The organism is Pseudovibrio axinellae, assembly GCF_900110875.1.
In the GTDB taxonomy this organism is placed as follows: Bacteria; Pseudomonadota; Alphaproteobacteria; order Rhizobiales; family Stappiaceae; genus Pseudovibrio; species Pseudovibrio axinellae.
Genome location: NZ_FOFM01000023.1, coordinates 1 through 23020 on the forward strand (window position 1 = coordinate 1; position 23020 = coordinate 23020).

Consider the following 23020-nt stretch of genomic DNA (forward strand, 5'->3'; position numbering starts at 1 on the left):
GCTGTGCTGATTCCATGTCTGCGACAAACTTCTGCTGTTGGAACACCACTTTCCTGTTCCTTGATCATGCTGATGATCTGCTCTTCCGTAAAACGAGAACGCTTCATATCCCACCTCAATGTTAGGTAGAATCCTATCACAAAATGGAGGAAGTTATGGGGAGCAGGTCATGACCATTCAACTACCGAATAAGAGCCTAAGATCGTTAAGATCACCCAAGCGAGACGTTTAGGATTGAGATAGATCGGAAAACCTCAACTGAATGTATTTATGTATTTGATATCCTGACGGCAGGCTTCAGCCGCAACACCACTGATTTGCATTCTTGAGGCAAACACCGTTTCATCAATCTGCAGAAGCGCGTCAAAGGTGACTAATGAAAAAAGATGACCCATCTTCTGAAAAGCGACCCAAACAAAGAGCTCAGCGCAAAGGTGTGAGCAGAAGGAATTTGTTAAAAGCTGGAACTGGAGCGGCAGCCCTTGGATCGCTTGCTGGACTTTCATCTGCAGATGCTCAAGCGGTTAGCTCCCCCATCAAAGAACAGTCAACCCCGCAACCGGCAAGCCGTGAGACGCCAGCAGATCATCCTTACAATGTCATTCTTTTCATCTCAGACGAAGAAGCCTATCACTTGAGGGATGCGGAAGATTATTCAACGCCGGCGCGTGAGGAGCTCCAGCGTCGAGGCACGACGTTTCACAACCATTACATCGGTTCGGCGATGTGTACACCCTCGCGCGGGGTAATGTTCTCGGGTCAACCACCGCAGGTCAATGGCGTATTTGATCAGATGGAACTTGGATACGTGCCGAGCCTTCGAACCGATAAGCCCAGTCTGGGTACGATATTTAAGGATCTGGGCTATGAGACCGCTTATTTCGGAAAATTCGAGTTACGCAAGGATATCATCGCGCCAAAGTCCACTGTGAATTATACCGATACTCTGCGCGAATACGGTTTTGACACTTTTGCACCAGACGGCGACAAGGTTGGGACACCCGATCAAGCTTATAACACTGACACTTATACCACTGGTGCGGCTATTCGCTGGTTAAGAACCAACGCGCAAGAGATCAACAGGCAGGGCAAGCCCTGGTGTCTCATTGTCAGCTTCGTTTCACCGCACGACATTATGTACGCAGAGGTCAACCAACCGGGCGAGAAAGTGCAGGTATCACAAGTCGGAATGACAATCTTGCCATCTCCCGAAAACGAACACTTCGCGAAGCAATGGAAATTCTCACCCTCACCAAGCGCACTTGAGCCGATGAATTCTCCGGGCAGGCCACGAGCTCATCTATCCTACATGATCGGTTGGTCAGCCTTTGTTGGAGAGATTCCCTCTCACGCAACACAGATGTGGAACACCTATTATAATTTCTATCTGAATCTCGTTCGTGACAATGATCGCAATCTGCAATCCGTTTTGGATGCAATCAGCGCGCTCAGTCTTTGGGAGACTACCGTTGTCATGAGAACGGCCGATCACGGAGAACTGGGCGGGTCCCATGGTGGACTGCGCGGAAAGGGTCCTCTACCATACGAGCAGGAGGTCCATGTTCCTGCTGTGGTCGTTCACCCCGAACATCCAGGCGGCGGTAACTGTCACGCGCTCACAAGTCACGTCGATCTGATCCCCACCTTGGTCGGCATGACGAATACGGACCAGACTAAGCGCAGCGCAGCTATTTCTGACTTGCCAGGGCACGACTTTTCATCCCTATTGTCTTCGCCGGGAACAGCAGCTGTAGATGCCGTCCGTGAAGCTGCCCTGTTTAATTATGTCGGCCTTCAAACTGTCGATGCGCTCTATATGATGCGGGTTTGCCGCGATATTGCCGAGGGCCGCCCCGCCCCGCCGTTTTCCGTAGCCCGGCCCGATATGTCCCGCCGTGGCTTCCTCAGCTTCGTCTTTGATGGCCGTTATAAATATTCCCGCTATTTTGCGCCGAATAATTTCAACACACCCGAGACGCTCGACGAGCTGCTCGCAAACAACGAGATTGAATTGTTCGATTTAGAAAACGATCCCGACGAACTCGAAAATCTTGGCGCTGATCCGCAGAAGAACAGCGAACTTATTATGCGCATGAACGCCCTGCTGAATCGCATGATCGCAAAGGAAGTCGGGACCAATGATGACAGATTTTTTCCAGCAAGCCTGCGTAATGGATGACAAAACTCTTTCACGCCACACCCGAAAACTGCATGCCCACAAAACGTGGACTGGATCAGGTTTATAGCACGCTCCCAGTAATGGTGTTCGCGCTCTTTTACGTGCCAGCAGCGCTACTAATGGCATTCGTTTTACTACAAACATACGCAGAAAAAGCCGAGGAAATATCAGATCGGATACTCAGGATTTCGTCAAGAATGCTGTTCGCATTGATGATGTTTTTCGTCTTGGCTGCGCTCTCGCATCCTCTCCCGAACAAGCTGGTACTGGCAAGAAGCGAAAATACCACCATACTGAGCTTCCTAGCGGAAACGCTGAATGCACCTGCGGTCAGTACACTTGGTCCCATTATTGCCGTCACGGCGATTTACTCTTCATTCTTGACTTTTTACCTCGGCTCAAATGAAGCGCTGGTTGGGCTTTTGAAAGCCGCCTCTCCAGAGCTGGTCAACATTGTTGGAGATAGAAAAGTTAGGGTTTTATTGGTTGTTTTCTTCTTCGTGACCATATGGCTCGCGGCAAGCTTAGAACCGCCGATCATAAGCGCTATTGCCGACTTGTTTGCGCCTTTCATCGCGATCATCTTGTTCCTGCTGCCGATGTACGCCATTAGAACTGTGCCAGCCTTGGCAAAATACAAAGGGGCGCTGTCCAACATCTTCGTGACGATCGCTGGCCTTGTCACGGTTTCAGCAACCCTGAGGAACTTCTTTTAAAGACAGAAGTCCCTAGCGTGGGTGGAGAAACCGAAGCCACCGTGCGTGACAAGGGTATTTGGGCAATCTAAAAAAGCAGCCATAAGGCGTACAGCACTCAAATTTACCGGTTAACCGAGGTTATATACCTTTAAAATCAAGTCACAGACCGTGTAGCCATCAGGCCTTGGCCGGCCGGTGCCCTAGCAGATCCTTGGTAAGAGTTCTCCTGCTGGCATATCAAGTATCCTTTGGCTACCAATTGGGGTTTGAAGGGTTACGAGCCCAGCCTGCGCACTCGAGACATGACCGATCATGGCTGCGAACTCGTTTTGTGCTTTCAGTATTTCCAGTGCCAGCACGCTCTCGTTTTTGGGCAGGATGGCAACAAAACGCCCCTCACAGGCGACTTGCAACACGTCTAGCCCCAGCACTTCGCAGGCGCCTCGCACGTTCGGCATTACGGGAACATCATTCTCGACCACGTCAAATTGGAGGCTGGCATCTTGCGCAAGTTCGTTCAATACACTGCACAGCCCGCCGCGCGTTGCGTCTCGTAAACAGTGAATCTCGAGACCGGCCTCAAGCAGAGCCTCCACCGTCGACCACAAAGGCGCGCAATCGCTTTCAATCTGGGTGGTAAAGGCAAGCCCTTCGCGTGTTCCCATAACGGCCATCCCATGACGCCCGATATCACCGCTGACCAGTATCGTATCGCCTGTAGCAATGCGGGGTGGCGAAACAAATAAACTATGATCCACACACCCGATACCGGTAGTATTGATGTAAATTCCGTCGCCATGGCCGCGTTCGACGACTTTGGTATCGCCTGTTACGATTAAAACCCCGGCAGCATCTGCTGCTTTACGCATCGACTGTACGACACGCCACAAAGTTTCAATCTCCAATCCTTCCTCAAGAATAAAAGAGGATGTGAGGAACAACGGTTTGGCACCGCACATGGCCAGATCGTTGACCGTGCCATTGATCGCCAGTGTGCCTATATCACCGCCTGGAAAGAACAATGGCCTGACGACGAAGCTGTCGGTCGTAACCACGGTGCGCCCGTTTTGTAGATCAAGTATTGCTCCATCATGACCGCCGCGTAATACCGCGTTGTCGAATGCTGCAATAAAAACTTCCTCGATGAGCTGTTGCATCAAGCGCCCGCCACCGCCGTGCGCCAGTTTAATGCATGGCTGATCGCCCAGGGGCACCGGGCAACTACCACCAAAACTATCAGCACGGTTCATACCACGCGCTCCTTGCGGTAGCGGTAGTAGGCAGCGCAGGCCCCTTCGCCAGAAACCATCGTGGCACCCAGGGGATTTTCGGGAGTACAGGTCACGCCAAAGGCTGGGCAGTCAGCGGGCTTTTTCAGCCCTTGCAACACTTTGCCACTCAAACACTCGGTATGCTCTTCAGTCGCAGCCTCAGCAAGCTTGAAACGTTGCTGAGCATCGAAACTGCTATACTCATCGCTCAATGCCCAACCGCTCTCAGGAATCGTGCCTATACCACGCCATTTGCGAGGAATGACGCGGAAGACTTTTTCAATCAAATCCTGCGCTTGTGTGTTGCCGTCATCCTGCACTGCGCGTTCATACTGGTTTTCAACTGTTGCGCTGCCGTCTTCAAGCTGCCGGACACACATATAAATACCTTGTAAAATATCCAAGGGCTCAAACCCAGTGACAACAATGGGAACATGGTAGGTATCGGCCAGCGACGTGTAGGCATGGGTTCCCATGACCGTGCACACATGACCGGCGGCAAGAAAACCTTGCACCGTGTTATCGGGGGAGGACAAAATAGCTTTCATGGCGGGCGGCACGAGAACATGGGAAACAAGAACGGAGAAATTCTTGAGGCCTTGTTTTTTGGCAAGATAAACCGCCATGGCATTGGCGGGGGCTGTTGTCTCAAATCCAACAGCAAAGAAAACAACCTGCTTTTGTGGGTTAGCGGCCGCGATTTTAACAGCATCTAGCGGCGTATAAACCGCACGCAGATCCCCTCCCCTTGCACGCACACGCGTCAAATCGGATTTTGATCCAGGCACACGCATCATGTCACCGAAGGAACAGAATATCACATCGCTGTAAGATGCTATCTCGATGGCCTTATCAACCATGTCAACCGGCGTTACGCACACCGGACACCCTGGCCCATGCACCAGCTCGATCTCGTCAGGCAGCAAGTCCTGAATACCGAAGCGGACGATAGAGTGGGTTTGCCCACCACAAACTTCCATAATCGTCCATGGACGCGTCACAAGCTGCGCAATTGCCTCTGCGTATTTGCGGGTGCTTTGCGGGTCACGATACTCGTCGATATACTTCATTTCAGATCCTCGAGTGCACGAAAGGTTCGCTGCGCAGCGTCTTCTTGCAGCACACTAATTGCAACACCGGCATGAACAAGAATGTAGTCCCCGACCGCGGCCTCCGGCACAAAAGCCAAGCAGGCTTCGCGTACCGATCCGCCATAGCGAACTTGACCGGTGCGCGTCAGCGCATCCTCACCTGAGATGCTGATTATTTCCCCGGGTACGGCAAGGCACATGAGCTTCTCCTCCTCAGCTAGTTTCTTGGGTCATCGCCATAATTTGCCCCAAAGCCAGCCCCCCATCATTTGCTGGCACCAGTCGGTGCGTATGGGGCTTGAACCCCGCCTGTTTCAGCGCGTTTAGTGCAAGTTCCAACAAGAGTGCATTTTGGAAACAGCCACCGGTCAGCAACACAATATCTTCGCAGCTGCGTTGTGCAGCCTCCAAGATAATCTGCGCCAGTGTGCGATGAAACCTAGCGGAAATTACAGAGGGCGACACTCCGCGCTCACACTCGTCAAGTATTGCTCTCAACATCGGGCGCCAATCGATCACACCCTCCGCTATGTCAAAACTGTAGGCATCCGTGACGCGAGGGTCCGCTATAAACTCCAGCGTCATTGCCGCCTGTCCCTCAAACGTATTGTGTAAACACGAACCAGTGAGAAACGACACAGCATCAAAAAGGCGACCCACACTGCTCGTTAATGGGCAGTTTATTGCTTTTTTCAGGGCCGATCCGATCAAATCCGTGTCTTCTCTTCCAAGGCCGATATCCCGCTTGAATGCATCCTCTCCTTCTAGGGCGTAAAGCATACCAAGAGCTGCACGTTTAGGGTCTAATGCTGCTGCGTCCCCGCCCGGCAGCGGAAACTGCAGGAAGTGAGCTGCCCTGCTGAAACCGGCAGCTTCTATTTTTAAAAACTCTCCCCCCCATAAAGTGCCATCACCGCCATATCCCGCCCCGTCCCATGTGACAGCCAGACAAGGCGGTTGGAGCTGATTTTCTGCCATGCATGAAAGGGCGTGCGCGTGATGGTGCTGAACGCTGTGCGTCCGACTGCCAGACATTTGGGCAAGCCGTGTTGAATGATAATCAGGGTGCAGGTCGTGAACGATAGCTTCAGGATTGACTTTATAAAGGCGGCAAAAAAAATCTATGGCGTGCTGGTGTGCGTTCCAGCCACCAAGCGTACCCAGGTCACCAATGTGTGGCGATAGGAAAACACGGTCCCCCAGGCCCAATGCCACGGTGTTTTTCAAGTGTCCGCCTGTCGCAAGGGTCGGGGCTGGCAATTGAGCCTCTAAAATGATCGGCATGGGGGCATGACCTCGTGCACGGCGCAAAAGCGTTGTTTCACCGCCGGCACCAACACGGGCAATGGAATCGTCACACCGGTTTAAGATGCGCCGGTTATGAACCAAAAACAGGTCCGCAATGCCTTCCAAGGTGCCGGTAACCTCGTCCTCATCAATACAGATGGGCTCGTTTGCGCGATTGCCACTGGTTGCGACAATAGGAAAGTCCAATTCGGCCAACAACAAGTCATGCAAGGGCGTATAGGGCAGCATAACACCAAGATAAGGGTTGTCTGGCGCCACCTCACTCACCACAGCGGATGCTTTGTTTTTGCGCAAAAGAACAATCGGCATCGCAGAGGACACCAGAAGATCTTTCTCCGCTCGCGTCACAGTGCAATCCCGCTCCACGTCCCGCATGGACGGATACATGAGCGCAAATGGTTTAGCGGGCCGCTGTTTTCGCCGGCGCAACTCAGCAACAGCGTGCTTTTTATGGGCTGCACAGACGAGGTGAAAGCCACCAAGCCCTTTAACAGCCAGTATTTTCCCCTCACGAACCGCTTGGGCCGCTTCACGCAACGCATGATCGCCCTTTGCAAATCCATCGCCCTTCACATTGCGCAATTCCAGTTGTGGTCCGCAATTGGGGCAGGCCACTGGCTGCGCATGATAACGGCGGTCGTTTGGATCCTCATACTCAGCGCGGCAGGTGTCGCACATAACAAAGTCTGCCATTGTTGTATTCACGCGGTCATAGGGCAGCTCCTTGATGATGGAGTAGCGTGGGCCACAGTTAGTGCAATTGGTGAAAGGGTAGCGGTAGCGGCGGTCGGAGCGATCGAACATCTCGGACCTACAATCATCGCAAACGCCAAGGTCTGGAACGATAATTGCGGAGTGTTCCTCTTCATCTCCGCTGGAACAAATCACAAACTCATGACAGCCCATTGCGGCAATGGGTGCGCTGCGTATTCGCATAATTCTTGCTTGCGGCGGACCGCATTTCATCAGCGCTTCTTTAAAACTCTCAAGGGCAGACGGGACACCTTCAATTTCGATGGTCACCCCTTTGGGCGTGTTTTGAACAAAACCTGTAAGATTAAGTTCCTGTGAAAGACGGTACACGAACGGGCGAAAGCCAACGCCCTGCACCGCACCTTCAACCAAAAAACCTTCGCGCTTAGCTGTATCATTTTGAACATGAGGGGAAGGTTTGGATGCCATGGGGCTAACTCACAACCTCGACACTCTTCAATAAAATATCCTGAGCGTTCGGGTCGTTATGATCGGTGCATTCTTCCATTTTTAACTCAGCGCCCTCAGCGCAGGTGCCAATGGAAGCACTTTCAAAATGCTCGCGAAAATGCTCAGGCGTAATATGGGACAACGCCCCCAGTTTAACACTAACACCGACAATTTTGTCGGAGTTCGCGTCCTTGGCAAGGTCCTTGATCTTTCGCATGAGATCAGCCATCAGAGATAACTCGTGCATGTACGTCTCCCTTTTTTCGAAGTTCACATAGAATCTCGGCAACCACTTCATGTTTTCGTTTCAATAGGGTTTTTGACAGGGAAACCCCGGCGTTGAAACACTCTCCCTCGACACCAATAAACGATATATTGGCTGGTAGTTTGTGCAGTGCTCGGGCCAGTTCAACAGCCTGCGGAACACCGAATGCGTGGGTGGAATACAAGTTGAACTCTTCCGGCAGTTTCTCAAGGGCAAGGTTGAAGCGAAAGATTTTCCCTGCCTGCGCCCCTGAAGAGACCGCGTCGACCAGAATGACCTCGTCCACGCCTTCCCAGCACTCCATCAAGGTAGCGGGCTCACCGTCATGCTCAATGCACCTCACGTCAGAACTCGCTATACCGGCCAATTCGGCTGCAACAATGCAACCGAAGGCATCATCGCTCCGATAGCGGTTCCCAATACCAATGATGAGTGTGTTCGTGTTCGTCATTTACGGTCGATCTCCAGCTTTAAAAAGTGCGTTGCACAGGAGATGCACGGATCATAATTACGTACGGCTTGTTCTGAGAGATACTGGATTTCACTGTCCGGTTTGTCGATGCAGCCGGGCACGAAACGTCGTAAATCGTCTTCGATCATTTTCTGGTTCTGGGAAGTCGGCGGCACGATGTTCGCATCTTCTATGATGCCGTCACTGTCGAGTGTGTATCGGTGATAAAGCAACCCGCGCGGCGCTTCTGTTGCGCCATAACCCGTCGTAGCTTTGGGTACAGCTGGGATTGAAGATACGCTAGGGGATTTGTAATTATCTATCACGCGCAGGGCTTCACTTACCGCGTAAAGCACTTCCACGGAGCGGACAATGATGCTCTGAAATGGATTGTTGCACACAGCGCCCAAACCGGCTGCTCGGGCTGTCTCTTGAATATCTGCGGGAAGCTGCGCAAAGTTCAGCGCATAGCGCGCCATCGGGCCAACGTGATAGCAGTTCCCCTTGGGTTTCATCACGCATTGAAGCGCGTTGCTGTATCCAACATGGCGCTCTTCGAAGTGCTGATCGTATTCGTTCACCGCAATATCCAGGCCTTTGTTGGATATGATCCGTCCGTCAATCATCGGGTATTCTTCCCCGTTGTACAAAGACACGAACGTGTAGTCCTGCTCGAATGCGGGGAAGTCGAGGGTCGCGGACCACTCAACGGTTTGTCTAGCAAGGTCGCGGGCAAGCAAGAGCTTTTCGCGCAGCTCCATGAGCTCTTTACGTGCAGGGACGCGAAAGAAACCACCGACCTTTGCGTTGACAGGGTGGATCTCTCGCCCGCCCATCAGGCTCATGATCTCACAGCCTATTTTTTTTAAGGAAAGCCCGCGTTCGACGGCCTCGGGGTGATCTTTGGCCATCTCCACGGCGCTTGGATAGCCGAGGAAATCCGGTGCGTGCAACATGTAAATGTGGAGTGTGTGGCTTGATATCCATTCACCAGCGTAAAAAAGCCTGCGCAATTCGCGCAGTGCACCTTCAACCTTAATACCGCAGGCATCCTCCATGGCGTAAATCGCACTCATTTGGTAAGCGACCGGGCAGATACCGCAGATACGGCTGGTAATATCGGGTGCTTCGCGGAAATCGCGCCCGCGCAAAAATCCCTCAAAAAATCGTGGAGGCTCGAAGATCTTCAGTTTGACGTCAACAACAGCATTGTCCCGTATCTCCAGATACATCGCGCCCTCGCCTTCAACACGGGCAAGGTAATCAACCTTGATGGTGCGCGTATCACCTCCTTTTGCATGGCTCACTTGTCTTCTCCCTCTACGCGTTCGACGGCACACCGGAAGCTCTCAGCCCCTACATTGTAGGTTTTGAACATCCGCAATAACTCATCTTCCGGTACACCGAGATTTCGCATCCACTTCACCAAAGATGATGTATTTGGCGCTTCCATAGGGCCATAACACCCATAGCAGCCGCGATTATAAGAGGGGCAGATTGCACCGCATCCAGCTTGTGTCACCGGCCCCATACAGGCAGTGCCATGTGCCACCATAATGCACGCGGTTCCGCGTTTTTTGCACTCGATGCACACGCTATGGGGCGAGACATTCGGTTTACGTTTATTTAAAAACGCGTTGATGACTTCAAGAAGCTGGGTCTTGTTGATCGGGCAGCCACGCAGTTCAAAATCAATCTTCACATGCTCGGAAATTGGCGTCGATGTATTCAAAGTGCTGATATATTCCGGGCTTGCGTAGACAACGCTTAGCAGCTCCCTGGTGTCAGTAAAGTTACGCAGGGCCTGTATGCCGCCTGCAGTGGCACAAGCCCCTATCGTAATAAGGAACTTTGATTGCCGCCGCACATCTCGAATACGCTCGCGATCATGTGGGGTGGTGATGGAGCCCTCTACAAGAGATAAATCATAGGGCCCGTCGATAACATTGCTGCTGGCTTCCATAAAATTGGCAATTGTAATACGGTCCGCCACGGCCAGCAGTTCATCCTCACAGTCTAGAAGACTAAGCTGGCATCCATCGCAAGATGCAAATTTCCATACTGCTAGCTTGGGTTTTTCAGTCATCACACTTCCCGTATCTTTAACAGGTGTTCGATGCGGTCGAACGAAAACACCGGACCGTCGTGACAGATGAAGAATGGACCATATTGGCACCGACCACACAATCGAATGGCGCATTTCATATTGCGTTCCATCGATAAATAAATCTTGTCGGCCGCAACGCCCATATTGAGTAGAGCGTAGGCCGAAAAGCGCATCATAATCTCCGGGCCGCACATAACCGCTGATGTGTTCACCGGATCGATGCTGCGATCCTTAAGCAGATCTGTCACCACCCCGACCTTGCCGAGCCAATCTCTACCGGCAGCATTGACATTCACATCAACATCAATCGGAGCCTTTTCGCGCCAGCTGTTCAATTCCTCTTCAAAAAGGATCGTCTCTGGTTTGCGTGCGCCATAGGCAAGCAACAGCTCGCCGTAATCATTGCGATTGTTCAGCATGTGGTAAAGTGCAGGGCGCAACGGGGCTAGGCCCAGCCCCCCGGCAACGACGATCACATCGCGGCCTTTGAGGGGGCCAATCGGCCATGCGCTCCCGAACGGGCCACGCAGGCCGATGGTATCACCGGCCTTAATGGAATAGATGGCGTGCGTCACGGAGCCAACATCCATAATCGTGAAGGTCAGTTCCCCTGTTTTGCGAGGATCACCACTTACTGAAATCGGGACCTCACCGCGACCAAAGAAATAGACCATATAAAACTGTCCGGGTTCATAGACAGTGTTGCCAGCATTATTGACCGGAACAACACGCAGCGTCATACAGCCGGAAATTTCCTCGCGGGTATCCATAACGCGGAAGGGTTGAGGGAGCATCGGCGCATCCCTGTCAGCGCTACGATGCATCGGTTTCCCTTCCGGTCGAATAAATGTCCAGCAGCTGCAGCTGTGTCGCCTGCAAACGATCATGCATAACCTGAGAAAATCGCTTCATGAGCTGATACCCAAGCTCGTGGTCTGCTTCGGCTTTTCCGCGCAAACATTCACCATCCAGCGCCACTGTCGAGACACTCGTTATCGCAAGAGAATCGAAGCTGTGGCGATGGGGAGGAAATAACCAGTCGAACCCGATGATCCCGCCAGAAAGAACACCGGAAATAGAAAGTGGGCCCCGTGCCGGGCTATTGCTTTCAATGGAGATTTTCCCTGTGCGCACCAGATGAAATGTGTCGGCCACCTCGCCTTCGCGCAAGAGAAACTCGCCAGCTTTAAAGTGTGCAAGCCTGCCGCATCCGGATATCAACTCAAGATGCTCCTCCGAAATTCCATTAAAGAACGGGTTCTCTCCCAACAGCCTATGAATGTTCTTGATGTCGACCATAAGTGACTTCCTTCAGTTTTCACTGTTGCGGAGCAAGCGGACTTCTTCAGTTAGGTCAATGCCAACGGGACACCACGTGATGCACCGTCCGCAACCAACGCACCCTGAAGTGCCAAACTGGTCCAGCCAGGCAGCAAGTTTATGAACGAGCCACTGTCTGTATCTCGAGCGCGTCGTCGGGCGTACGCTCCCACCGTGGATGTAGGAAAAATCCATCGTGAAACAGGATTCCCACTCTCGCCAGCGTTCGGCGTGATTCCCCGTCAGGTCTGTGACGTCCTCGACCTTTGAGCAAAAACACGTCGGACACGCCATTGTGCAGTTACCGCAAGAAAGGCAGCGCTTTTCAAGCTCGTCCCACCGGTCATTGTCATAGTTGCGATAGAGCATTTCCTTGACATCGGAGATATCAATTTTGCGGCCCATTTGCTCTTGCGCTTGTTTGGTGCAGCCACGAGCAGCCGCGATAGCTTCCTGGCTCGCTTCAGAATGAGGAATTTCTGCCAGTAGGGAAAACCCAGAGGTGCTGCCGGGCTCGGCAAGGAAGTAATGCTGGTCGTTGTCCAGTATTTCCGTCAGCGCAAGATCATACCCATCACTCACGCGTGGGCCGGTATTCATGGAAGTGCAGAAACAGGTCTTTGCTGCCTGACCACAATTGACAGCAATAACAAGTGCTTCTTCCCGGCGCTTGGAATAAATCGGGTCGCGATACTCACCATCCAGAAATACTTTATCCTGAACCTGAATGGCGTGCAGGTCGCAGGCGCGTACTCCGATAAATGCAAACTTCTTTTGGGTGTCTACTGCGCTCTTCACAGTAAACCCGCCATCCTCTGTTTTATCGCCTTCCCAAAGTTTAACCCGAGAGGGAAACAGATAGTTTTTCCAAGAGTGGGGGCCGTTGTTGAAGCCAAACAGGGCGTTGTCGCCGCGCCGTTTTAATGAGTAGGTGCCGGCGTCCTGTTCCTCCGCCCAACCTTCGGGTAAATCCTCCAGACCACTAAGCTCGTCATAAACGATAACCGCCTCGCGCACGGTCGGCCCCACGGGCGTGTAACCGCGCTCGATCAAGACATCAAACAGGATGTGCAAGTCCTCACGCTGGATCACGAACGCATTGTTCGGCTTTGTCATGGTTGAGCCTGCCTCTTCTGCGATAAAGGGCTGCAAAAAGCACCCTAGCTTAGCAATCTGATGAAACCTATCTGGCATTTCTTCAGGTCAAATCTGGCGGCTGTGTTGCAAACGTCACATCGGGGCGGATTACGCCCTTCGTTTATACAGATTCATCCTGAGTGGGCCATGAACTGGCGATAAGCTGGCACGTCCTCCTGTTTGAGCGGATTGTTTGTGACCATATGAACAGCTTCACGACGACGTCTTCGCAGGCTTACGGATGGCTGGTTCTGCTGCGACAACAAGCGGGCTGAGACCCTCACCACCCTGTTTTATAATTTCAAAGAGCTGCAACCGCATCCGTGGTTCCCAAAAGTCATTAATGTGATTAGCAATGCCAGCAACAGCTTCTTCATGCGGTTTGTTCTTGAAGAAATTGGCAATCTGGTTCGCCATGTAGGTGAGCTTTTCTGCAGACATGACCTGGCTCTCCTCCCTCTCGTTTTATACAGTTGCAAGTCCGTTCGCTGCAGGAGCGAGGCGAGGCCAACGCTCCTAGAAATCACAGAGGCGCTTTTATTCGGCCGCTTCAATTCGGCGCGAGCGTGCCGACTGCTTTTGGTAGTGTTCCTGCCATTTTGTTGGGCCATTGGACAAAGAAACCTGAACAGCGGTCACTTTATATTCAGGACAGTTTGTCGCCCAGTCTGAGTATTCGGTGGTCACAACGTTTGTATGGGTGTCCGGGTGGTGGAATGTTGTGTAGACGACACCGGTAGATACTCGGTCTGTTACATCCGCACGTAAACTTGTTTCACCAGATCGGCTCGCAAGCTTGACCCAATCACCATCCTTTATCCCGCGCAATTCTGCATCATGGGGGTGGATCTCAAGCACATCTTCTTCATGCCACGCCACATTGTCGGTGCGTCGTGTTTGAGCACCAACGTTATACTGGGTCAAAATGCGTCCTGTGGTGAGTAAGAGCGGGAAGCGTGGGCCGCTTTTTTCATCTGTAGCGACATAGTCAGTACGGATAAAACGACCTTTTCCGCGAACAATCCCATCCACATGCAAAACTGGAGTACCTTCCGGCGCCGCATCCGTACAAGGCCATTGCACAGACCCCAGCTTATCAATGAGCTCATAGGTCACATTGGCAAAGCTTGGAGTGGTGGCGGCAATTTCCGCCATGATCTGAGATGGGTGTGTGTAGTTCCAATCAGCTCCCATGACGTTTGCCAGCAACTGTGTCACTTCCCAATCAGCATATCCGCTTCGAGGCATCATGACCTTGCGCACGGGACTGATGCGCCGCTCCGCATTTGTGAAAGTGCCGTCTTTTTCAAGGAATGTGGAACCTGGCAAGAAGACATGCGCATAGTTTGCTGTCTCATTCAAAAACAGATCATGCACGATGACGCATTCCATACCAGCAAGCCCGGCGGCAACATGCTTGGTATCCGGGTCAGACTGCAGAATATCTTCGCCTTGAATGTAAATCCCCTTGAAGCTTCCCTCTACCGCTGCATCCAGCATGTTGGGAATACGCAAACCCGGTTCATCAGATATGGCAACACCCCACAACTTCTCATAGGGTTCGCGCACCTCAGCAAACTTCACGTGTCGATATCCTGGAAGCTGGTGAGGGAACGAGCCCATATCACAAGCCCCTTGCACGTTGTTCTGACCGCGTAGCGGGTTAACCCCCACACCTTGCTTACCTATATTTCCAGTAAGCATGGCCAGATTAGCAAGTCCGATCACAGCGGTGGATCCCTGACTGTGCTCGGTTACACCAAGACCATAGTAAATAGCAGCATTACCGCCGCAAGCATAAAGCCTTGCAGCACTGCGCAGCTGTTCTGCTAGTACGCCCGTCAGTGCTTCAACAGCCTCAGGACTTTGTTTAGGGTCTGAAACGAACTCAACATAATCTTGAAACTCATCCCAATCACAACGCTCCCGGATATAGGTTTCGTCAAACAAACCTTCGCTCACGATCACATGCGCCATTGCCGTCACAACGGCAACATTTGTGCCCGGACGCAAGGCAAGGTGATGCGTGGCTTCCACGTAGGGAGATTTTACAAGATCAATGCGGCGCGGATCGACGACAATCATTTTTGCGCCCTCCCGCATTCGCCTTTTTAAGAAGGAAGCAAAGACCGGATGGGCATCGGTTGGGTTGGCCCCGATGACCAGCACCACATCAGCGTGCTCAATACTGTCAAAATCCTGCGTGCCCGCTGAGGTTCCTAAGGTCTCGCGAAGCCCATAGCCGGTCGGTGAATGACAAACACGCGCGCACGTATCAGTGTTGTTATTGTGAAAGACGGCTCGTGCGAGCTTTTGAACAAGGTATGTCTCTTCGTTCGTACACCGTGACGATGTGATCACGCCAATAGACTCTTTGCCGTAAGTTTTTTGAAGACCCTGCAAGCGATTGGCCGCAAAGCTCAACGCTTCATCCCATGACACTTCACGCCACGGATCTTCAACATTTTCACGCACCATCGGGTTTAAAATACGATCTTTATGCGCGGCATAACCGTAGGAAAACCGGCCTTTAACACACGAATGCCCGTGGTTGGCTTTGCCATCTTTATACGGCACCATACGCACCAACTCCGCACCACGCATCTCAGCCTTAAAGGCACAGCCGACACCGCAATAGGCGCAGGTCGTTACAACCGAATGCTCCGGAGTTCCAATTTCGATCACAGACTTTTCTTGAAGCGTTGCAGTTGGGCAAACCTCCACACAGGCCCCACACGAAACGCACTCAGATTCGAAGAAATCCTCGCTCATGCTGGCGGCGACGCGCGAGTCAAAACCACGCCCTTCAATCGTCAGCGCAAACGTTCCTTGCACTTCTTCACAAGCGCGCACACACAGTGAGCATACTATGCATTTGGAAGGGTCATACGTGAAATAGGGGTTGCTCTCATCCTTGGGTGCCCATCGAGCATTCAGCTCGTCCGACGCGCCGCGTTGGTTTACGTGGTTGGTGCCATCATAACCATAACGCACGTCCCGCAAGCCAACAGCTCCAGCCATGTCTTGCAGTTCACAATCCCCGTTGGCCGCACAGGTCAGACAATCCAGTGGGTGGTCAGAAATGTAAAGCTCCATCACACCACGGCGAAGCCCTTTCAATTGATCCGACTGCGTATGAACCTGCATTCCCTCTTCAACATGAGTGGTACAAGAGGCTGGCGTGCCCTTCTTCCCCTCAATCTCGACAAGACACAGCCTGCAGGAACCAAAGGCATCCACCGTATCGGTTGAGCACAGTTTGGGGATCTGAATGCCAGCTTCCATGGCGGCGCGCATCACCGAAGTGCCTTCAGGTACACACACATCAAAACCGTCAATTTTCAGAGTGACCATCTTTTTTGAGTTTATTTTACGTGTACCGTAATCAATCTCTTTAATAAGGGGCATGTGTTCACTCCGGCTGGCTCTTACGTTCGTGTACCTCAAAATCTTGCGGGAAATAGGTCAAAGAGCTCATCACCGGATATGAGGTAAATCCTCCCAGCGCGCATAACGACCCCTTATCCATCGTGTTGCAAAGATCAGCCAATAATTCGAAGTGCTCCTCAGGGCGTTCACCACGAGCAATCTTATCAATCACCTCAACTCCGCGGACAGAGCCGATCCGGCATGGCGTACACTTACCGCAGCTCTCAATGGCGCAAAACTCCATCGCAAAGCGCGCTTGTTTGAGCATATCGACAGTATCATCGAACACAACGATCCCGGCATGACCCACTATTCCATTGCGCTGAGTGAACGATTCATAGTCAAAGACCGTGTCAAACATCGAAGGAGGAAAGTAGGCTCCAAGAGGCCCGCCAACCATGGCCGCCTTAACAGGACGGCCACTCAAGGTGCCACCGCCAATCTCAAAGACCAGCTCATTCAGCGTAAGGCCGAACGCTGTTTCAAAAAGGCCGCTATGGCGAATATTTCCGGCCAGTTGGATCGGAATGGTCCCGTGAGAGTTTCCAACCCCGTAGTGGAAATAGTGCTTTGCTCCACGATCCAGAATAATCGGAATCGATGCCAGTGAGATCACGTTGTTGACCACTGTGGGGCAACCGAACAAACCCTCAATGGCGGGGAAAGGCGGTTTTGTGCGCACAACCCCCCTCTTACCCTCAATGCTGTTCAACAAGGACGTTTCTTCACCGCACACATAAGAGCCTGCACCAACACGAACTTCCATATCAAACGCATGGGAAGACCCCAGCACGCTTGGCCCAAGTATACCCGCTTCTTCTGCAAGCTTAACCGCACTGCGCAAGGCCGCCACCGAATGAGGGTATTCTGAGCGGGTATAAATGAAGCCCTTGGTCGCGCCGGTTGCGATGCCTGCAATCGTCATGCCTTCAATCAAAACAAAGGGGTCGCCCTCCATGATCATCCGGTCGGAGAATGTGCCGCTGTCGCCCTCATCAGCATTACAGACGATGTATTTTTGATCCCCTTTAGCATTGCGCGCCGTGTTCCATTTGATACCGGTCGGAAACCCGGCGCCTCCGCGTCCACGCAGGCCACTGTCTGTTACTTCCTGAATGATCTCGGCGGGTGTCATCTGTAGTGCACGTTCCAACCCTAAGAAGCCGCGATGCATTTTGTAATGGGCGATCGACAACGGATCAGCGACACCACAGCGCAAGAAGGTCAAACGCGTTTGGCGTTTTAAGAAAGGCATTTCCTCAACCAAACCGTGGCAAAGCGGATGGTCCGCACCCTCCAGAAAGCCGCCATCCAACAAGGCAGAAACGTCAGAGGCTTGAACCGGACCATAAGCGATACGCCCTTGGTCGGTTTCAATCTCAATCAACGGCTCAAGCCAATGCATCCCGCGTGACCCATTGCGTATAATGTGTGCTTCTAAATTACGTTTGCTCAGCTGTGTATGAAACGCATTTGCCACCTCTTCAGCTCCAACCGCCAAAGCGGCAGAATCGCGAGGAATATAAATGACTGTCATCATTTCATCTCCTCAATAAGCGCAAGAATGTTCGCTTTATCCAGGCGGCCATGGAGCTTACCATCCAGCATCGCAGCTGGCGCACATGAGCACAGTCCAAGGCAAAACACCGGTAGCAGTGTGACCTTCCCGTCGCTTGTGGTTTCATCCCAGTTGATACCAAGAGCAGTTTGAACGTCTTCGGCTAATTTCTCGCCGCCCATAGACTGGCAGGCTTCAGCACGGCAAACCTTCAAAACATGGCGGCCACCTGGCTGACTGCGGAAGTCGTGATAAAAACTGACGGTGCCGTGAACATCTGCGCGGGTTATATTCAAGCGTTCAGCTATGTGTCTTAAGGCGACCTCAGGAATATAACCAAACTGCATCTGCACATCGAGCAGAATGGGCAGAAGCGACCCCTCCCTATGTTCGTGCCTGTCAACGATCGCGGTTGTTTCTTTTTCTATGTCCTGCGATTGCAAGGCCATGAAGTCCTCCGTACTTGCACGCCGAAACGAAAAAATGCCGCAAAATGGCACCTTTACTCTGTTGCACAAGCTCATTCACAATTACGCGCTTCTATCACCTCTGAAATAAAGAAATCCTGAGACTAATCCTTTGAATTAGCTCCGCCTTTTAGTCGAGTTCAACCCGGTTTTGGGCTCGTCAGCATCTTGACTTTGAGTATTGCATGACACGGGAATGGGCACGGGTGGCTCCAAATACATTGATGAGTGCAAAGCGGCAGCTTGAGAACGGCTTGATGACCGAGGCCCATCTTGGGGAAGGTGATGTTACGCAAACTTTCGAACCAGATTGTTCGGGTCGCAGTGGCGGGTGCCTTCATCCCTGATCCACGGCAAGCGCCGCCACTTTCCACCACACATTATTGCCCGCGTCGTTTGGCTCTATCCCTGTTTTTTCTCAGCCTGCGGTCATTGGTTATGCCGCACGGTGCCCAACCACGAAGACGTCTCGTATCCGGATGAGGGTGTGATCACCGATAAACTTGGCCTCTACGCGGCAGTAAAACGCTAGGTCATGCCCACGGTTGTGCACCGCTCCCATATGAGCCTCAACAAGCGGACGGAAGCCTCGCATTTGTCACTGAGAAAAAGTGTTACGCGAACTCCGGCCTGAGATAGCTCTACCGCGGGCTTTCGCGTTCATCCTCAGGTTAATGTGACGACGCCAACACTGAAGTTGACTGCGGATTTTGCATCACAGCACCTTGAGACGGGCTTTAGCCGCTGTTGCTCTTTGATTTTTCGGCTGCAAGGGCTCTGTACACGGTCATTCGGGACACTCCGAGATCTCGGGCTATCTGGGCTTTGGAAATACCCTCACCGGCCATCCGGCGAACCTCATCATCATCGACGGATTTTTGCCTGCCCTTGTAGACCCCTTTTTCCTTTGCCGCCTCGATCCCCGTCCGCTGCCGGTCGCGGATGAATTTGAGCTCCATATCAGCCACCATGCCCAAAACAGTGATCACCATACGGCCCATATCACCTGCTGTCGTCACTTCGGGCTCAAGCACCCTGAGGGACGCGCCCCTAGCATCAAGTTCGTGAACGAGATTGAGCACATCTCGTGTAGAACGTCCGAGGCGATCCAGACGATGAACAACAAGCTCATCACCATCACGCAAAAACTCCAAAACAGTTGCAAGCTCAGAGCGATCATCACGGGGTGCGCCAGATACGACTTCTGAACGGATCACTTGACATCCAGCTTCGGTGAGCTTGGCCATCTGAATGTCCAGGTCCTGACTTGAGGAGCTGACACGGGCATATCCAATACGGGGCATAGCAATTTGTCACATTAGGGTGGCTTGCGACATAATAGCGTAACAATAAGCAACTTACCACCTTATTGTTACAATAATACGCGTCACACGAAATTGCTACTTATATGTGTACTCAAATGTTAGGTTGGTCCTATGCAGCGATGGCTTCAAAGTTGATCCGTTTCTCCAAATCAATATCGAACCTGCCATAAGGATTGATGTGCGAATAGATCAGCGGGGAGAGCCCACGATAGTCGCGTTCAGACAAACGATTTCTCCAATTCGGTTCTGATAATACCGATTGCACCATGCGCGTGTTCACATAGACCATCGATGCCTGAAGTAAGTGTAGAGCATGAGCAGAGATTTCTTGGTCCGTTATTCGGTTGCTGGAGATCTCACCACCTTTGCCAAAAAATACAAACCCGTTGGCACTGTTCCAGTTCTCCACCACATTTAAACCTTCATTTATTTCTCGGCGGAAGGCTTCTGAACGTAGATATCGGCACAGGAATATTGTTTTGATGGCGCGGCCTAGCTCTGCCAACGCTTTGTAGGTTGGATGCATGACATCAGCACGTGAAAATCTGCGCAAAATAGCTTCCGGCCCTGCCGTGCCATGTTGCATGGCAGCGGCGTATTTGACCATCTCGTCATACTGCTGTTCGATTTCGGCCCAGTCGATGGTGCCAGATAAGATTGGCAACAGATTTGGCAACTGCCCCTTCATTTCGGAGCTCGGCAATGCCAGCTTCTGTCGCGCTATGGCTTTCAATCGGGGGGCCAGTTCAAAACCAAGTAAGTGACAAAAAGCAAACCCGATAGCGCTCTGACCATGGCTGTCGACATATTGGCGCTGGATATCCATGTCAGTGCAGTGGCGTAGCACCCCTTCGATCATGGCGGCTACTTCTGATGATGAGCAACGTTTTAGTTGAGAATAAACACAGGTTGCCTGCCGTTCGACATGCCAGTAAATCATCACGCCGCGCCACCATAGCGCGCATGCCACTCGGTCATCAGGTTGCGATCCCAGGCCCCAAACTTCGTGGAATCTGCCGCACAGGCTGTTCCAGCCTCTCCCCAGATCGCAGGGTTGCGAATGGCCAATGTCGCATCCGCAACACGACTGGTGGCGGCGCGAAGGGCTGCTGGATCAATGTAACGGCGGCGTACGTGAAGCAATTCATCATAGCTGATCTCGGGTGTACCAGCCGCCACGCGTTTCAAACCAGCATTTGTGCCTAATCCATACAAGCAAAGAAGCAGGCGCTGACCTCGCTCATTTTTCAGTAGCGCTTCCCGACTGGCCGAAGTCTCGAAACCATCAAGGAAGCCAGTGTTCAGCGCTCTTTCTTTCAGTGTATCAAGCAGACCGGTCATTGGCCAGCGTCGTCCAATCTCGGATTTGAGACCGATCAAGCCCTTGGGTTCCGGCAAAGGGATAAAAGGCGTGATACAAATCCGGTTTTCGCCTGACCAACGCAAATGCACCTTGTCGTTACCGGGCAAGGTTGCATTCAAATGATGTAATTCCTGCTCCAACTGTTCACGAACAGATCGGGAAAAGGCATGCGCATCTTGCGTAAGCTTAAGCCCTGCATAGTAATCATCACGCTTTTCGGGAAAGTCCTTTGGCAGATCATCATCTGGGTTACGGAAGCGATCAGCACCCTCAATCCAGACTTCCTTTGCCCGAATGCGTTCCCGTAACTGCGTCAGCACACAAAGCTCATAAGAAATGACATTCACGCGTCCTCTGCCATCGATGACAGTGTCACGCCATTTGCGCGGAATTGAGCCTTCCGGTACGAGCGATGCCGGAGCATACCGCCGCCCTCCTTCCGACATAAGCACTATCAAGGAAAGCCCATCCAGTATCGGTCGCCAAGTCTCGTTGTTTGAACGAAAATTTAGAACAGATAACAGGGATGGTAACATCCGGCGGTAATGGCTAGCGTATGAGCCACGCATTACTATCTGAATTCGCGCATCCAGCGTACCCTTAGCACGGTGTTCATCAATGATAGCCTTCAGCTTGACCGCACCTGCGACAGGGAAAATCACTTCTGCGACACGGCCATTGGGGGCCAGCATCGCAGCCGTTGCGATATCTACCAATAATCGCTCCTTACCGTGCACTTTCTCAATGTCTGTCGCAATCTTACCGATCACCTTGCGGCGAGACTTTGTGCCGATGCGATGCACTACTTCAATCAATAGATCCACGAGCCCATCAATCAGTTGCGATCTACGTGAAATTAGATAGATGGCCAACAAACCCAGTCGCTTATCCCGGCTATGCCGTCGCATCTCAGAGGCGGTTTCACCCTCGACACGGCGGGTCAGCACTTTGATCCATGATAGATCAATGCTTGAAATCGAGACTAACGGCAAAGTAAGTTTCTGAATAAAAGCGAGCCGTTCTGCCCCATCTAATACGTTGTCCAATGTTGCTGCTCCAACATCATCTTTCAAACGCTGAAATCCATGATCACCACGTGGATTAGCAAGGCAGGTCTCTAATGCCGTCACTGTCTCGTCAGTCAATGAATTTGTGATGTTCTTGAGTATATCATCAGTAAACGTCTTTCGCGCAGTGCGAATAAAGCGAGTTAAAATCCCCTCGGCGGGAGGAAGTAAACGCCGTTCCTGAAACCAATAGAAACTTTGCTCAAGCATATCGCCCATAGTCCCACCATTCGGGCAAAGTACATCACGCAACCAAACTTCAAGTTCAGCGCGATGACCTGCCTGAGTTGGGGTTAGACCAAGATACCTTGCTATCTCCAATCGATAGCGGCGGGCAGTCCGATCTGAATATGACCGGTGGGGATGAACAGGCTGCATATCGAGTTGGGAAGCAACATATTCAACCGTCTCTTCATCGAGACCAGTCCAATCCTCGATAAATCTGCCTGCGTTTCGAACGCTGCAAATCTGGAAGGCTGCTTCAAGACAAACCGACCGAGACAATGATGACAGAAACTCTAGGTCCTGGAAGGACAGGCTCCAGTCGCGTGCAGCTATATGATCCATCAACCCAACCTCAAATTATTGCATGAAAGCAAATGGCTACGGGTTTATGATTCCACCGCAAAGCACCTCATTCACAAATATTTTGATTTTGGCCACTTTTGTAGCTTCGGGCCAGTTGGGCCAATCACACAACTGGTGCGCTGGAGCCAGCAGATCAAAGACCTCTTAGAGCGGTTTGAACAAAGTGCTGCAGCAAAGGACCAGCAAAGGGGTT

At 52.0% G+C, this 23020-nt stretch carries 20 protein-coding genes and 1 pseudogene; 3 read left to right on the forward strand and 18 right to left on the reverse strand.

Going from position 1 to position 23020, the window contains the following annotated elements; genetic code table 11:
* On the reverse strand, positions 1–107 hold a 107-nt coding region (locus BMZ51_RS22025; protein WP_139201442.1), incomplete at its 3' end, for a transposase.
* Between the two features lie 269 nt (positions 108–376).
* Here BMZ51_RS22025 and BMZ51_RS22030 point away from each other — a divergent pair.
* Together BMZ51_RS22030 and BMZ51_RS22035 are read left to right on the forward strand one after the other, a co-directional pair.
* Positions 377–2179: a sulfatase-like hydrolase/transferase gene (locus BMZ51_RS22030; protein ID WP_068008637.1), complete on the forward strand. Its 1803-nt coding sequence runs from the start codon at positions 377–379 to the stop codon at positions 2177–2179.
* A gap of 101 nt (positions 2180–2280) precedes the next feature.
* A complete protein-coding gene (locus BMZ51_RS22035) occupies positions 2281–2895 on the forward strand; it encodes an amino acid permease (protein ID WP_175485056.1) in 615 nt (204 codons plus the stop codon).
* Positions 2896–3077: 182 nt separating this feature from the next.
* On the opposite strand, the gene hypE is transcribed toward BMZ51_RS22035, so the two are convergent.
* The 17 genes and pseudogenes from hypE to BMZ51_RS22120 all read right to left on the reverse strand — a co-directional run bounded on the left by hypE (position 3078) and on the right by BMZ51_RS22120 (position 22806).
* Positions 3078–4127: a hydrogenase expression/formation protein HypE gene (hypE, locus tag BMZ51_RS22040; protein ID WP_068008641.1), complete on the reverse strand. Its 1050-nt coding sequence runs from the start codon at positions 4125–4127 to the stop codon at positions 3078–3080.
* On the reverse strand, positions 4124–5218 hold the full coding sequence (hypD, locus tag BMZ51_RS22045) for a hydrogenase formation protein HypD (protein ID WP_068008645.1): 1095 nt from the start codon (positions 5216–5218) through the stop codon (positions 4124–4126). The genes hypE and hypD overlap by 4 nt, the downstream gene beginning before the upstream one ends.
* The gene (locus BMZ51_RS22050; protein WP_068008650.1) at positions 5215–5439 is read right to left on the reverse strand and encodes a HypC/HybG/HupF family hydrogenase formation chaperone; all 225 of its coding nucleotides are present in this window, start codon (positions 5437–5439) and stop codon (positions 5215–5217) included. The genes hypD and BMZ51_RS22050 overlap by 4 nt, the downstream gene beginning before the upstream one ends.
* A gap of 13 nt (positions 5440–5452) precedes the next feature.
* The gene (gene hypF, locus BMZ51_RS22055) at positions 5453–7729 is read right to left on the reverse strand and encodes a carbamoyltransferase HypF (RefSeq protein ID WP_068008654.1); all 2277 of its coding nucleotides are present in this window, start codon (positions 7727–7729) and stop codon (positions 5453–5455) included.
* 4 nt (positions 7730–7733) lie between these two features.
* Positions 7734–7997, reverse strand: a complete 264-nt coding sequence (locus BMZ51_RS22060; protein ID WP_068008657.1) for a hydrogenase maturation nickel metallochaperone HypA — start codon at positions 7995–7997, stop codon at positions 7734–7736.
* The gene (locus tag BMZ51_RS22065; protein ID WP_068008662.1) at positions 7972–8466 is read right to left on the reverse strand and encodes a hydrogenase maturation protease; all 495 of its coding nucleotides are present in this window, start codon (positions 8464–8466) and stop codon (positions 7972–7974) included. The genes BMZ51_RS22060 and BMZ51_RS22065 overlap by 26 nt, the downstream gene beginning before the upstream one ends.
* Entirely contained in the window at positions 8463–9773 is a 1311-nt protein-coding gene (locus tag BMZ51_RS22070; protein WP_244271407.1) for a Ni/Fe hydrogenase subunit alpha, read from the reverse strand. Before BMZ51_RS22070 ends, BMZ51_RS22065 begins: the two co-directional genes overlap by 4 nt.
* Complete coding sequence (locus BMZ51_RS22075) at positions 9770–10552, reverse strand: NADH-quinone oxidoreductase subunit B family protein (protein ID WP_068008665.1); 783 nt, start codon at positions 10550–10552, stop codon at positions 9770–9772. Before BMZ51_RS22075 ends, BMZ51_RS22070 begins: the two co-directional genes overlap by 4 nt.
* Positions 10552–11397 carry an FAD/NAD(P)-binding protein gene (locus tag BMZ51_RS22080; RefSeq protein ID WP_068008668.1) on the reverse strand — a complete coding sequence of 282 codons (846 nt, stop codon included), beginning with the start codon at positions 11395–11397 and terminating at the stop codon, positions 10552–10554. Before BMZ51_RS22080 ends, BMZ51_RS22075 begins: the two co-directional genes overlap by 1 nt.
* On the reverse strand, positions 11387–11872 hold the full coding sequence (locus tag BMZ51_RS22085; protein WP_068008671.1) for a Crp/Fnr family transcriptional regulator: 486 nt from the start codon (positions 11870–11872) through the stop codon (positions 11387–11389). Before BMZ51_RS22085 ends, BMZ51_RS22080 begins: the two co-directional genes overlap by 11 nt.
* Positions 11873–11884: 12 nt before the next feature.
* Entirely contained in the window at positions 11885–13009 is a 1125-nt protein-coding gene (locus BMZ51_RS22090; protein ID WP_068008692.1) for a 4Fe-4S dicluster domain-containing protein, read from the reverse strand.
* A 234-nt stretch (positions 13010–13243) separates the two neighbouring features.
* The gene (locus tag BMZ51_RS22095) at positions 13244–13471 is read right to left on the reverse strand and encodes a formate dehydrogenase subunit delta (protein ID WP_068008674.1); all 228 of its coding nucleotides are present in this window, start codon (positions 13469–13471) and stop codon (positions 13244–13246) included.
* Between the two features lie 96 nt (positions 13472–13567).
* The gene (gene fdhF, locus BMZ51_RS22100; RefSeq protein ID WP_068008678.1) at positions 13568–16438 is read right to left on the reverse strand and encodes a formate dehydrogenase subunit alpha; all 2871 of its coding nucleotides are present in this window, start codon (positions 16436–16438) and stop codon (positions 13568–13570) included.
* A 4-nt stretch (positions 16439–16442) separates the two neighbouring features.
* Positions 16443–17996: a formate dehydrogenase beta subunit gene (locus tag BMZ51_RS22105; protein WP_068008695.1), complete on the reverse strand. Its 1554-nt coding sequence runs from the start codon at positions 17994–17996 to the stop codon at positions 16443–16445.
* Positions 17996–18466 (reverse strand): formate dehydrogenase subunit gamma, encoded by a 471-nt coding sequence (locus tag BMZ51_RS22110; RefSeq protein ID WP_068008684.1) that lies wholly within the window; start codon positions 18464–18466, stop codon positions 17996–17998. Before BMZ51_RS22110 ends, BMZ51_RS22105 begins: the two co-directional genes overlap by 1 nt.
* Before the next feature lie 755 nt (positions 18467–19221).
* On the reverse strand, positions 19222–19788 hold the full coding sequence (locus tag BMZ51_RS22115; RefSeq protein ID WP_068008687.1) for a recombinase family protein: 567 nt from the start codon (positions 19786–19788) through the stop codon (positions 19222–19224).
* A gap of 130 nt (positions 19789–19918) precedes the next feature.
* Positions 19919–22806: pseudogene (locus BMZ51_RS22120) on the reverse strand (Tn3 family transposase).
* Here BMZ51_RS22120 and BMZ51_RS24400 point away from each other — a divergent pair.
* Positions 22798–23020 (forward strand): hypothetical protein (locus tag BMZ51_RS24400; RefSeq protein ID WP_208979627.1); only part of this gene is annotated, 223 nt, incomplete at its 3' end. The pseudogene BMZ51_RS22120 and the gene BMZ51_RS24400 sit on opposite strands and share 9 nt — an antisense overlap.